This is a genomic window from Paraburkholderia sp. J41, assembly GCF_905220235.1.
Classification (GTDB): domain Bacteria; phylum Pseudomonadota; class Gammaproteobacteria; order Burkholderiales; family Burkholderiaceae; genus Paraburkholderia.
In genome coordinates this window covers 226,725-238,974 of sequence record NZ_CAJMZE010000003.1, presented here as the reverse complement: position 1 = coordinate 238,974, position 12,250 = coordinate 226,725, and the positions used below count along the sequence as shown (strand labels likewise).

Annotated in this window: 11 protein-coding genes; 9 read left to right on the top strand and 2 right to left on the bottom strand. The window is 65.0% G+C overall.

The window, feature by feature from the left end; translation table 11 throughout:
- Window positions 1-22: 22 nt before the first annotated feature.
- Both U5805_RS04670 and U5805_RS04665 read right to left on the bottom strand, forming a co-directional pair.
- On the bottom strand, window positions 23-430 hold the full coding sequence (locus U5805_RS04670; protein WP_322102268.1) for a hypothetical protein: 408 nt from the start codon (window positions 428-430) through the stop codon (window positions 23-25).
- 23 nt (window positions 431-453) lie between these two features.
- Complete coding sequence (locus U5805_RS04665; protein ID WP_322102267.1) at window positions 454-1,758, bottom strand: aromatic ring-hydroxylating dioxygenase subunit alpha; 1,305 nt, start codon at window positions 1,756-1,758, stop codon at window positions 454-456.
- A gap of 137 nt (window positions 1,759-1,895) precedes the next feature.
- Here U5805_RS04665 and U5805_RS04660 point away from each other — a divergent pair, with 137 nt between their 5' ends.
- The 9 genes from U5805_RS04660 to U5805_RS04620 all read left to right on the top strand — a co-directional run bounded on the left by U5805_RS04660 (window position 1,896) and on the right by U5805_RS04620 (window position 12,201).
- Window positions 1,896-2,501, top strand: a complete 606-nt coding sequence (locus U5805_RS04660) for a TetR/AcrR family transcriptional regulator (protein WP_322102266.1) — start codon at window positions 1,896-1,898, stop codon at window positions 2,499-2,501.
- A 4-nt stretch (window positions 2,502-2,505) separates the two neighbouring features.
- Complete coding sequence (locus tag U5805_RS04655) at window positions 2,506-3,144, top strand: TetR/AcrR family transcriptional regulator (protein ID WP_322102265.1); 639 nt, start codon at window positions 2,506-2,508, stop codon at window positions 3,142-3,144.
- A 253-nt stretch (window positions 3,145-3,397) separates the two neighbouring features.
- The gene (locus tag U5805_RS04650; RefSeq protein WP_322102264.1) at window positions 3,398-4,705 is read left to right on the top strand and encodes an MFS transporter; all 1,308 of its coding nucleotides are present in this window, start codon (window positions 3,398-3,400) and stop codon (window positions 4,703-4,705) included.
- 145 nt (window positions 4,706-4,850) lie between these two features.
- On the top strand, window positions 4,851-5,927 hold the full coding sequence (locus U5805_RS04645) for a porin (RefSeq protein ID WP_415914535.1): 1,077 nt from the start codon (window positions 4,851-4,853) through the stop codon (window positions 5,925-5,927).
- A gap of 45 nt (window positions 5,928-5,972) precedes the next feature.
- Window positions 5,973-7,055 (top strand): porin, encoded by a 1,083-nt coding sequence (locus U5805_RS04640; RefSeq protein ID WP_322102262.1) that lies wholly within the window; start codon window positions 5,973-5,975, stop codon window positions 7,053-7,055.
- Between the two features lie 108 nt (window positions 7,056-7,163).
- Window positions 7,164-8,183: a phytanoyl-CoA dioxygenase family protein gene (locus tag U5805_RS04635; protein ID WP_322102261.1), complete on the top strand. Its 1,020-nt coding sequence runs from the start codon at window positions 7,164-7,166 to the stop codon at window positions 8,181-8,183.
- Window positions 8,184-8,389: 206 nt separating this feature from the next.
- Window positions 8,390-9,874, top strand: a complete 1,485-nt coding sequence (locus U5805_RS04630; RefSeq protein ID WP_322102260.1) for a HAMP domain-containing sensor histidine kinase — start codon at window positions 8,390-8,392, stop codon at window positions 9,872-9,874.
- Window positions 9,859-11,238, top strand: coding sequence for a sigma-54 dependent transcriptional regulator (locus tag U5805_RS04625; RefSeq protein ID WP_322102259.1), 1,380 nt, complete (start codon window positions 9,859-9,861; stop codon window positions 11,236-11,238). Before U5805_RS04630 ends, U5805_RS04625 begins: the two co-directional genes overlap by 16 nt.
- A gap of 324 nt (window positions 11,239-11,562) precedes the next feature.
- Window positions 11,563-12,201, top strand: coding sequence for a hypothetical protein (locus U5805_RS04620; protein WP_322102258.1), 639 nt, complete (start codon window positions 11,563-11,565; stop codon window positions 12,199-12,201).
- Window positions 12,202-12,250: the final 49 nt, after the last annotated feature.

Genomic DNA, 12,250 nt, shown 5'->3' with positions numbered 1-12,250 from the left:
TCCTTCGCGCCGGTGCCGCCGCTCAAGGCAGCGGACGCATCACGAACGATTCGTCGGCGCGAAAGCGCGCGGAATCGTAACCGTCGATCACGGCCGGCTGGTTGTAGAACTCGATTGCCGGTGCGATCTCGGCCAGCGAGAGCAGCAGATACATCAGCGTCATCGCTTCGGGGTGCTCATCGAGCGTCGCGAGCGCATGGCCGTTGAGATAACCGACCACATCGTCCACCTGCGGCAGGATCGCGTCGCGAAACGCGAGAATCGCCTCCATGCCCACGGCGTGGCGCTGCGCGTTGCGTTCGGTCTCGGTGGCAAGCGCCCACGTCGGCACGAACGGCGCGAGCGACTCGAAGCCCGCGGGCAGCGTGCGCGGCGCAGCCGCTTTCTTGCCGACGAACGTCACCGGCTGCGTGGAAATACCGTTATTCATGTTCGCTTCCTCGATTCGTTCCGTCAGGCCGCCGCCGCGCCTTGCGTCAGCATGCGTTCGACCACGTGGTACGCATGGCGCACCAGCAGTTCGTTGTCCTGCAATACCATCACCTTCTTCGCGCCGGTTTCGGCCGCGCGCTGCGTGCGTTCGAGCGTGCTGAAGTCCTCGAGCAGCACGTCGCGCAGCGCGACCTTCATGTACTCCAGAAAGAAGCGGCCGCCCGGCGTCGTCATTTCGGGGTAATAGACGCGCGCGTCCACGAGCGTCTGGTTATGCGAGATCGGGCGGAAGTTGTACGCCTGGCAATAGTTCGGGCGCAGCGAAACGTAGAAGTCCGGGAACACGATGTTCATGTCGAACAGCCAGTTCGGGCTCTGGGTCCAGTTCACGCCGGCGGGCAGCGCATCCATCGGGAACGCGTGCTTTGCGCTGCCGATGCCCGCGCGCAGCGCCGCAGCCGCGATGGGACGCTTTTGCCCTTGTTCCGACAACGCGTTCTGCGCGGCCGCGCCACCCTCGGTCACGGCCTTCGGATTGCCGTAAACCGACTTCTGGTTGCCGGCGAGCGAAAGCCGCCGGTGGAACTCGCCGCACAGCGCGTCGAGCGGCGGCATGCTTTCGTTGTCCGCTTTGTCGATGGCATCGGCGATCGAATTGCCGTGTACATAAGCAACGTGATACGCCTCCTGGAACGCATCGAGCGCGAGCTTCCAGTTGCAATTCACCACCGTCTGCCAGCCGAACCCCGCGGTGAGCTTGTCGAACGGATAGCCTTCGATGCCGCCGAACATCGGCTTCATGTAATCGGCGAGCGAGACGGCCGGATTCGGGTCCATGTTCACGAAGATGAAGCCTTGCCAGACTTCGCATGCCACTCGCGACAAGCCGAACTGCTCGCGGTCGAGGCCGAAGAAGCATTTTTCGTCGGGCACGCCCGTGAGCTTGCCGTCGAGGTCGTAGGCCCAGCCGTGGAACTTGCAGAAAAATTTGCGCGTGTTGCCGCACTTGTCGTACACGATCTCGTTCATGCGATGCGCGCAGACGTTGTGCATGGCGCGGATCTCGCCCTGGCGGTTACGCACCACGATGATCGACGTATCGCACGCGGCAAGGTCTTTCACGAAGTAATCGCCCGGCTTCGGAATTTCTTCCACGCGGCCCACATGCAGCCAGGTCTTCTTGAAGATATGTTCCTTCTCGCGCTCGTAATACCCGGGCGAAATATACGGCTCGACCGGGATCGGGCCCGAGCCCAGCTCGGGGTAGCGGCCGGTCAGCGTGCCGGCCGGTGCGGGGACTTCGGAAGACAGCAAGGTCGTGGACACGATGGCATCACCTCAAAAACGAACATCGTTTAATAATGAATGGTATTCTGTTTTGGAAAAATTTGTCCGTCAAGACTTTTTGTCGATTTCGTGATCGCGCGCGGGTTGGCCTGGCGAGGCGAAAAGGGAGCGATGCAATGAAATGCGGAAAACGGGAGCAGATCGCGCAGGCCGCGCTCGCGCTCTTTCAGCGGCAGGGCTTTACGGCCACGAAGATGGCGCAGATCGCCGCGGCAACCGACATGACTGCCGCGAATCTGTATGTGTATTTCGATTCGAAGCTCGCCATTCTTTACGAGGTGTATCGGCCGTGGCTGCGTACGCAGCTCGACGCCTTGAGCGCGCACGTTCGCGCGCAAACCGATCGCGAACAGCGGCTGCGCCGCTTGCTCGTCGGGCTTTGGCAGGAGATTCCGGGCGCGGACGCGAACTTCGCCAATGCGCTCATCGACGCCCTGGCGCAGCGGCGCGCGCGCGCCGAACCTTCAAGCGCCTTTCTCAACGAAGTGGAAGTCGCCGTGGGCGCGCTGCTGCGCGAGTGCGTCGGCCTGCAAGGCGCCGCGTGCGTGGACGACGCGATGCTTTCGCGCCTGATCTGGATGGCGTTCGACGGCTTCGTGATCAACCGGCGGCTCGGCGGCGCGCGCGACATCGAAGCCATCGTCGCGCTGATGGTCGAACTGGTGCTGGGCGCGGACGCCGACGCGCGCCCGAAGCACGCCGGCGTCGGCCTGGCGGCTTGATAGAATGGGCCGCAATCGATTTCCGCCCCTCCCGATTTCCGCCCCTCCATTAGAGAGCCTTCAAGTGCCGCAAATCAAGAAAGCCGTCAAACGGGAAGCCATATTGACGGCCGCATTCGCCGCTTTTAGCGAAAAAGGGTACTCCGCCACGACGATGACGGAAATCGCCCGTCGCGCGGGCACCACCGTCGCCAATCTGTATGTGTACTTCGACTCCAAGCTCGTGATCCTTTACGAAATCTACGAGCCGTGGCTGATCGAGCAATTGCACCGGCTGCGCAGCGAAGTGGCGCTGCTCAACGGCGCGCGCAAAAAAATCGAGCGCATCCTGGCCGGCATTTGGGGCGACATTCCCGCCGCCGACAACGCCTTCGCCAACTCGCTGATCGACGCGCTCGCGAGCGCGCCGGCCGGGCTCGCGAAACCGAACAACCTGCTCGTGTCGGTCGAAAATTTCCTCACCCAACTGCTCAAGGACGCGCTGCCCGCCGAGCGCATCGCGGCGCTGGGCGGCGACCTCTTCGCGCACGTGATCTGGATGGCGTTCGACGGTTTCGTCATCAATCAGCGCATTGGCGACCATCGCGACATCCAGCGCATCACCGCGCTCACCACCACGCTGCTGCTGGGCGAAGCCGCGTGACGGCGGCGCCACGCACCCGCCCAGGACTTTCCCGCACTACGCACAAATTTATTTTGAAATCTTTGACGTAGCGAAAATGGAATGACATTCTTTATTCGAGCGCGGACAATCGCTTCTTGTCCGCGCCGGGCTGGCAAGCCGCAGGAAGTGCGAACCGATAACTCATTCGCGCCTTCCTGGCACGGTTGCGCAAGAGAGCTGGCATCGCGCTTGCCTGATTTTTCCGGTAGTTCGTTCGAATAAAGTCCTCGTCATGGCGGCCATTTCCGAAAGTCCTCACGTTCTCGCACTCGACCCGCCCGCGCGCACCACGCGCCGCGTGCTGGCCCTTTGTTTTCTCACGATCGTGACCGAAGGCTATGACATCGGCGTCATGGGCACGATCGTTCCCTCCATGCTCGCCGACCCCGTATGGAAGCTCACGCCCATCGAAGTGGGCGCGATGAGCAGCGCGGCGCTGTTCGGCACGCTGTTCGGTTCGTATTTCATCAGCGTGCTCACCGACCTGATCGGCCGAAAACGTCTGCTGATCGCGTGCGTCACGCTGTTCTCGCTCTCGATGCTCGGCGCGGCCGTCGCGCATTCGCCGTTCATCTTCAGCGTCATGCGCTTTATCGGCGGGCTCGGGCTTGGCGGCGTGATCTCCGCGGCGGCGGCGCTCACCGTCGAATATTCCCCGCCCGCCAAACGCAACCTCAATTTCGCGATCATGTACTCGGGCTATGCGATCGGGGCGCTCGTTTCCGCCGTGATCGGCATGGCCTTTCTCGCCTCGCAGGGATGGCGCTTCGTGGTCGCGTTGGGCGCGCTGCCGCTGCTCGGCCTGCCTGTGCTGATCAAGCTGTTGCCGGAGTCGCTCGCTTACCTCATGGCGAGCGGCAAGCGAGCCGAAGCCGACCGACTCGCGCAGCGCCTCGGCCTCTCGATTTCGTCGCTCGACCGGGCACCCGGCGAAGCGGCCGCCAAGCCGTCGTTGGGCGTCGTGTTCCGCGAAGTGTTCTCGCACGGCAACTGGTGGTCGACACTGTGTCTCTGGGTGGCGCAGGTCGCGGCCGTGCTCGTCATCTACGGACTCGGCACCTGGCTGCCGCAATTGATGCGCAAGCTTGGCTACGATCTCGGCTCGAGCCTGTCGTTTCTCGCGATCTTCATGCTCTCCTCCGCGATCGGCGGCATTTTGATCGGGCGCGTGGGAGACCGGCTCGGACCGCGCAAGACGATTGTCGGCGGCTATGTGATCGGCGCGCTGGCTATTTGCGGACTGACGGTGAAAGGCGGCGTCGTCACGAACTACGCGCTCGTGGCGCTTGCCGGGTTGGGCAGCATCGGCGTGGCCATGGTGCAGCTCGGTTATATCGCGAGCTTCTACCGGCCGTTCGCGCGAGCGAGCGCCACGGGCTGGGCCGTGGGTATCGGCCGTCTGGGCGCGATGGCCGGTCCGATGCTCGGCGCGTGGTTTGCCGCTTCGCATCTCGACGTCCGGCTGAACTTCGTTGCGTTCGCCTGCTCGGGACTCGTCGCCGCGCTCGCCATTGCCGCCTGCCGGCCCCGCAACGCATGACTCGCGGCCCGGCCGGCGCCCGCCGGCTCGCGGCCTGATCCCCTCTTTCCTCTCCCTACTCCTGTCCGGCATGAGACCACTATCTTTTTGTTTCGGCAATTCAATAAGGAATCCATACTTTATTGCGGGCGCCACGGCGTTGAGCTTGAGCGGGGTCGCCGCGCCCGCTCACGCGCAGAGCAGCGTCACCTTGTACGGGCTGATTTCGGTTGGCATCAGCTATTCCTCCAATGCAGGCGGCAAGGCGCTCACGCAAATGTCGAGCGGACCGCAGCAGCCGTCGCGCTGGGGCCTGAAGGGCCGCGAGGACCTGGGCGGCGGGCTTGCGGCGATCTTCGACCTGGAAAACGGTTTCTCCATCACCACGGGCAGCGCATCGCAGGGCGGCCGGCTTTTCGGCCGCCAGGCGTGGGTTGGACTGACCGATCCGAAGTACGGCACGCTCACGCTCGGGCGTCAGTACGACGAGATGACCCAGCAACTGAACTGGACTTCGTCGGCGGTGCAGTTCGCGACTTACGGCGCGCACGTGGGCGACAACGACAACGTGTTCAACGTGCTCCGGTTGCAGAATGCCGTGCGCTACGCGTCGCCGGAATTTTCCGGGCTCTCCTTCGCGGGCCAGTACGCATTCTCGAACGAAGCCGGCGCATTCAGCGACAACAGCGCATTCAGCGGCGGCCTGTCGTACCGGCGCGGCCCGTTCCGCTTCTCCGCGGCGATGTCGCAATTCAACCGGCCCGCATCGACGAACACGTCGGGCGCGATCGGCGATTCGTATGCTTTCACGTCGCCCTTCGCGACCAGCGCGGGCGGCGCGACGGCCGAAAAGCAGCGCATTCTCGGCGCCGGCGTGGGCTATGACTTCGGCTTCGCGCAGGCCACGCTTTCGTACACCAACGTGCTGTTCGATTATCTCGACCGTACCGGCTTGCGGCTCAACAACGCCGAGGTGTCCGTCACGCACTGGATCACGCCCGTATTGCAGGTAGGCGCCGCCTATATCTATACCTTCGGCAAGTCGTCCGCCGCGCAGAAGCCGCATTACAACCAGGTGAACCTGGGTATCGACTACTTCCTCAGCAAGCGCACCGATCTTTACCTGGTTGGCCTGATCCAGCGCGCGGGCGGCAGCGCCCGTTACGCCCAGATCGTGACGACTCCGGCTTCGAGCACGCAATCCGAAACGCAAGTCATCGCCGGTATTCGCACCAAATTCTGATCGCACGCACCCGCACCGGTTTTGCCACACCACGACTTTTCCAACATGAAAAAATTCTACGCAGGATTCCTTACTATCTTTCTGATCGGCTCATCTGCCTCGACTGCCTTCGCGCAGTCCAGCGTGACGCTTTATGGCAGCATCGACGAAGGCGTCGGCTACGTCACGAATGCGAAAGGCAGCGCTCAAACCGTCATGGGACCGATCAGCGTTCCCGACCAGTTCGGCTTCAAGGGCGTGGAAGACCTGGGCGGCGGAACGAAAGCCATCTTCCAGCTCGAGAACGGCTTCTTTTCGAACACGGGCGCGCTTGCCTCGGCGGGCACGCTGTTCAGCCGCAAGGCGTTCGTCGGACTTTCCGATAACCGTTGGGGCACGCTCACGCTCGGCAAGCAATGGGACTTGACTGACGACGTGCTGCTGCCGAATGCCAATGGCGCGGTCCAGTACAACTACTTCCTCTACCATCCCGCCAACATCGACAACGATGCCGTGACGACCGTCAACAACACGGTGAAATATGCAAGCAATCCGTGGCACGGCGTCTCGGCCCGCGCGATGTACGGCTTCACCGATGCCTCGACGGGACAAGGCCGCTATGTGGGCGGCGCGCTGCTCTACAAGTCGTCTGCGTTGCAACTGGGCGCCGTGTACAGCGACACGCGCAACAAGTCGTACGCATTCAACACCTCGCTCGGTTACGCAAGTTTTCTCGGGCAAAATCTCGCGGGCGGCGCGACGTTCAAGGCGCGCGATACGCAGATCTTCGGCGTGGCCGGCACCTATACGCCGAATCGCCAATGGGCTTTTCACGCCGTCGTCGATACGGTGAAAATCGCAAGCGATACCGACTCCGCACGCGCGACGACCACGGAGCTGGGTGTGGACTGGAACATCACGCCCTTCGACACCGTGTTGCTCGGCGGTTATCGCACGTGGTTCGCGGGCAAGAACTATACGACAGCGGGTCTCTCGAACCTCTATCATTTGTCCGTGCGCACCATGCTCTACGCCGAACTGACTTACGAGCATGCGGGCGGCGGCGCACAGGCGGCGCTGCTTTCCTTGTCTCCCTCGTCGAGCAGCAATCAGGCGTCGGTGCGCGTTGGCGTGCAGCACTTTTTCTGATTGGACAACCCGGCTGGACACGGCGACCCGCGCTTGTTAAATGCTTGTTAAATGCTTGTTAAGCGCTTCTTAAACGATTAGGCGCCGCTCCGTCCCCAAGCGGAGTCGATGCAATCCGACCATGACGCGCCGCCGCGCCAGGCGTGTCGAAGAACCAGAGCGCCCGAATGGTGGGATCGTCCGGCGGAGCCTGGAACGCGACGAGTATTGCCGGTACTATCGCTTAAGTCAGAAGGACAGGTTTTATCTGACGCTCGGTCGCTTCCAGACATCCATCTTGCGAAAAGACGGTTTCGGCTAACCCCTTTTCGACATTCGCAGGGGACGCAGATGCAGAGATACGCACCCGAACAGTTGGACGATTTCGCCCGGACCTTCGAGCGCGACGGCCTGGTGATATTGAAGCAACTGTTGCCGAAGGAAATTCTGCAAGCATGGCGCGTTGCGTTCGAACCGCTGCTGAACGCTCGCATTTCAGCGGGCGCAACGGCGGTTCGCGGCCAAAACCGGCATTACATCACGTTGCCGTTCGACGCGACTTTCGCCGACGAGCGCATCTTCTGCAATGCCGACATACTCGGCGTGGTCGAGCGCGTCGCGGGCAGCGACCCGGTAATGTGCCAGTTGGCCACGGATACGCCGCTAAAAGGCTCGACCTACCAGGACGTACACCGCGATACCCCGGCCCTCTTCGACGACTATCCCGAGACCCCGTCATTTCAGCTTGCCGTCAATTTTCCGCTGTGCGACGTGACCGCGCAAAACGGTCCGTTCGAAACCACCATCGGCACTCATCGCATGCGCGGAGACGAGGCGATGAAGGCGTTCGAAGCCGGTGAGGCGCCGCTGCGCGCCATCCCGATGGAACTGGGCGACGTGATGATCCGTGACGTCCGGGCGCTGCATCGAGGCACGCCGAACACGACCGATGCGCCGCGGCCCATGGTCGTTATCGGCTACAGCCGTAGCTGGTATTTCCGGCCCGAAGTGCATATCGACGTTCCGCAGAACGTGTTTGACAGGCTCGGCAATCGTGCGAAGCGGCTGCTTCGGCATATGCCCAGGTCAGGCGTTGCCGATTCGCAGGCCGCCGGCGAGCAGTACGTCGACTTCGCCTATAAGGAATAGGCGGCTTCGCGCCGTGCGGAGCGGGAACCCCGGCGGCACATTCGTCGCCGGAAACGCCGTGGCGGAGGACAGTCGCCGGGAATTGCGTCGGCACGCGCGCACGGCTTCACGCGCCGCGGTACTGTGAAGGCGGCGCGGTCGGGCCGGCGATGCAACGGGCAAGCATTTTGCTTCGGGTTTCACGCCTCGTCCCTTGCAGGATCTTCATGCCGAGACCTTCGTTCTCCACCCAGCTCTACGCGCTCTGGATTCTCGTCGCCGGTCTTTGCATCCTGCTGATCGCGGCGGTCTGGCTGATGTTGTCGTCGGCGCTCGGGGAACGCATTGCCGATGCGAAGCAGCAGGCAGTGGCGGCCTGCACCGCCGTCGCGTCGCGCTACGATCTCTCGGCGCAGCGGCCGGGCGGAGCCGATGTCGATCTGATGCACGCCGTGCTCGACCTCGTGCTGATCCGCACGGAAGGGATCGAGGGCGGTTTCTGGACAGCGGCGGCCACGCCCGGCGCGCCGGGCGGCTTTCTCGCCTACGCGTTTCCCACCTACGAAGGCAGCGGCGTCAAACGCGACATCCCCGAGGCCGAAACTCCGCTCCTGCTTCGCACGCTGAGCCATGTGGCCCGCACGGGCCAGGTACGCGCCGACGTCGTGCCGAGCGGCACCGATGCGGTGGTGGCCGTCGCCTGCCCGGTCCCGCGTCACGCCGGGCTGCTCACGTGGATGCTCACGCGCGCGCGCCCGCCGCTTGGGCCATACGGCGAGCGCGCCGCGGCCTTCCTCGCGGCGGTGCTCGCCATTATCGTGACGCTCGCGGTATTGCTCGCCCTCGCGCTCAGGCGCTGGAAACGCAACCTCACGCGGCTCGAACAGGCGCTTGCGCCCGACGGCGGACTCGAGCGCGGCACGCGGCTCGAACGGCTTGGCGAGCGCGATCTGGACCAGATTGTCGATGCGCTCAACCGCTATGTCGAACGCGCAAACCGCCTGCAACACGAGGCCAATGAACTCAGTGCGAAACTCGGGCAGGCCGAACGTTTCGGAACACTGGGAAAGATGGCGGCGCAGATCGCGCACGAGATTCGCAACCCTGTGGGCGCCATGCGCCTGAAGGCGGAAAACGCGTTGGCCGGCGACGCCGCGCGGCGCGAATCGGCGTTGAAGATCATCATCGAGCAAGTGGGGCGTATCGAATCGCAGCTTGCGGGCTTGCTCGCGCTGACGCAGCCCGTCACCGTCCGCGCGCAGGCGGTCGATCTGCACGCATGGCTCGCGGGCCTGATTCGCACGCACGAATCGCAAGCGGAAAGCCGGCGTGTCACGTTGCAGACAGAAGTCTCGCCCGGCGCGACGCCTCCGGTTTTCGACGCGGCGCAACTGGCACGCGCACTCGACAATCTGACTATCAACGCGCTGCGGCACGCGCCTTCCGGCGGGCACGTCACGGTCAGGGCGCGCGCGGTGCCGGCGGACGAAGGCGAGCGCTTGCGGCTCGAAGTCGTCGACGATGGGCCGGGCGTGTGCGCGGGCGAGCGCGAGCGCATCTTCGAGCCGTTCGTCACCGGCCGGCCCGACGGCTCGGGGCTGGGCCTCGCCGTCGTGCGCGAGATCGCATCGGCGCACGGCGGCCGCGCGTGGCTCGCCGACGATACGGCATCGACCTGCTTTGTCATCGAGATACCATGGCGACCATCCTGATCATCGACGACGACGACGCGTTCCGCGACGGCCTGGCAGAGACCGTTCAGGATCTGGGATACACCCCGCTCGAGGCGCGGTCCGGCGTGGAAGCCATCGAGCGCCTGCGCGAAGGAGCGTCGCCCGCGTGCGTTTTTCTCGACTTCCGGCTGCCGGGCGAGGACGGTCTTTCGGTGCTCGAAACGCTGCGCGGCATGGCTCGACTACAGGACGTGCCGGTCGTGATGCTGACCGCGTACGCCACCAGCGACAACACCATCGGCGCGATGCGGCTGGGCGCGTTCGAGCATTTGACCAAACCGGTTGGCCGCGACGAGATCGCCGCGTTGCTCGCACGCATTCTCGCCACCCGGCTCGACACGTCCGCCTCGCAACCGATCCTCCGGTTCGCGGACGACACGCCTTCGCGCGAGCCGCAGCTGCTCGGCATCAGCGAAGCGATGCGCGAGATACAGAAGCGGCTCGGCCGCGCGGCCGGCACGAATTCGACGGTCCTGATCACCGGCGAAACCGGCACCGGCAAGGAAGTGGCCGCGCGCGTGCTGCACCGCGCGTCGGCGCGTTCGGGCGGAGCGTTCGTCGCCGTCAACTGCGCGGCGATTCCGCCTGACCTGCTCGAAAGCGAACTGTTCGGCCATGCGAGGGGCGCTTTCACCGGCGCGCATGCGGATCGGCGCGGGCGCTTCGAAGAAGCGCATGGCGGCACGATCTTTCTCGACGAGATCGGCGACATGCCGCTCGCGATGCAGGCCAAGCTGCTGCGCGTGCTACAGGAACGCCAGATCGTGCCGCTGGGGACCAACCGGCCGCTGGCCGTCGACGTGCGCGTGGTGGCGGCGACGCACCGCGATCTTCCGGCCATGGTCGCGGCGGGCGCCTTCCGGCAGGATCTGTCGTACCGGCTCAGCGTGATTCCGCTGCATATGCCGCCGTTGCGCGAACGCGTGGCCGACATCCTGCCGCTCGCGGAACATTGTCTCGCGAACCTGGCCGGTCCCGGCGAAGCCGCGCGCAAGCATCTTTCGGCGGATGCCCAGCGCCTGCTGGTCGGCTTTAGCTGGCCCGGCAACGTGCGAGAGCTTGCCAACGCCGTCGAACGCGCCCACGCGCTGGCGCCGGCGGCATTGCTGACGCGCGAAGATTTCGCTTTCCTGTTCGATCCCGCGAGGAACGACGCGGACACCCTGCCGCCGGGCCTGATCGACCTGCCGCTCAACGACGCGCTCCTGAAGCTCGAACGCGCATTGATCGTCCGGGCGCTCGCGCTCGCCGACGGCAATCGCGCCGAAGCGGCACGCCGGCTCGGCATCAGCCGTCAGTCGCTTTACGCGCGCCTCGCCAATCTCGGCCTGTCCGACGCCTGACCGCGCGAACGTGTCGGGAAACCGGACACCCGCTGTCCGGTTTCCCGACATCGCAATCCTGTTTCCGGGCGCTGCGGCCGCTTTGCGTGGGGCTTCGCGACATGGCATACGCCTTGCAGAACGCTTCGTGCCTTCAAGGAGCGAACCATGCAAGCGATTCCGAAGCCCCCAAGTAGTAGCCGCGCCGCCGCCCGCGCGTTGAGCGCAGCGAGCCTTGCGACGCTCATAGCGGCGAGCACCGTCTGCGCCGCCCAGACCCAAACGACGTCGCCCGCCGCGTTGACCGCTGCGTCACCCGCCGCGCCGCCGGTCGCGGCCGGCGCCATGCCCCCTGCGCCTGCCCCCGCGCCGGACACCGCCGCCGCGCTGCCGCCCGGCCCCGCGCCGCTCGGCGCTGACGGCGTTCCCGCCACCGCGCAAGGCACGGTCGCGCGTTTTCTCGTCAACCCGGATGGCGATGTCGACGGCCTGCTGACGAGCGACGGCACGCTGGTCCATTTCCCGCCGCACATGGGCACGCAGCTCACCTCGGCGGTTCGCCCCGGCGACAGCGTGCAGATCAGCGGATGGCGCGATGCGGGCGGCGCGCTCGCGGCGCAGCGCATCACCGACCTGCGCAACGGCCAGCAACTCGTGGATCAGCCGCCGCTGCCAGGCACGCAGCCGCTGCCGCCCGATCTGCGCGGCGCGGCGCTCTCGCGTCTCAGCGCGCAAGGCGAGGTGGCGCACGTGACGACCACGCCGCGCGGCGAGCCGGACGGCGTGATTCTGGCCGACGGCACCGTGATCCGCATGACGCCGCCCGTCGCCCAGCAATTCCCCGCACTCGTGCAAACCGGCGCGAAAGTCTCGGCGCAAGGCTACGGCACGCGCACGCGGTACGGCACGGCCCTCCAGGCGACGGCGTTCGGGCCGCCCGGCAATCTGACGAAACTCTACGATCGCGCGCCGCCGGCGCCGTGAGCTTCGTCGTCGCGCCAACTATCGCTATCGCCCGGCTTCACCGCACACG

Coding starts and splice junctions, on each gene's coding strand:
- U5805_RS04630 (WP_322102260.1), top strand. CDS start 8,390: ATGCCGAGACCTTCGTTCTCCACCCAGCTCTACGCGCTCTGGATTCTC.
- U5805_RS04670 (WP_322102268.1), bottom strand. CDS start 430: ATGAATAACGGTATTTCCACGCAGCCGGTGACGTTCGTCGGCAAGAAA.
- U5805_RS04620 (WP_322102258.1), top strand. CDS start 11,563: ATGCCCCCTGCGCCTGCCCCCGCGCCGGACACCGCCGCCGCGCTGCCG.
- U5805_RS04635 (WP_322102261.1), top strand. CDS start 7,164: ATGCAATCCGACCATGACGCGCCGCCGCGCCAGGCGTGTCGAAGAACC.
- U5805_RS04650 (WP_322102264.1), top strand. CDS start 3,398: ATGGCGGCCATTTCCGAAAGTCCTCACGTTCTCGCACTCGACCCGCCC.
- U5805_RS04625 (WP_322102259.1), top strand. CDS start 9,859: ATGGCGACCATCCTGATCATCGACGACGACGACGCGTTCCGCGACGGC.
- U5805_RS04655 (WP_322102265.1), top strand. CDS start 2,506: ATGGGCCGCAATCGATTTCCGCCCCTCCCGATTTCCGCCCCTCCATTA.
- U5805_RS04640 (WP_322102262.1), top strand. CDS start 5,973: ATGAAAAAATTCTACGCAGGATTCCTTACTATCTTTCTGATCGGCTCA.
- U5805_RS04660 (WP_322102266.1), top strand. CDS start 1,896: ATGAAATGCGGAAAACGGGAGCAGATCGCGCAGGCCGCGCTCGCGCTC.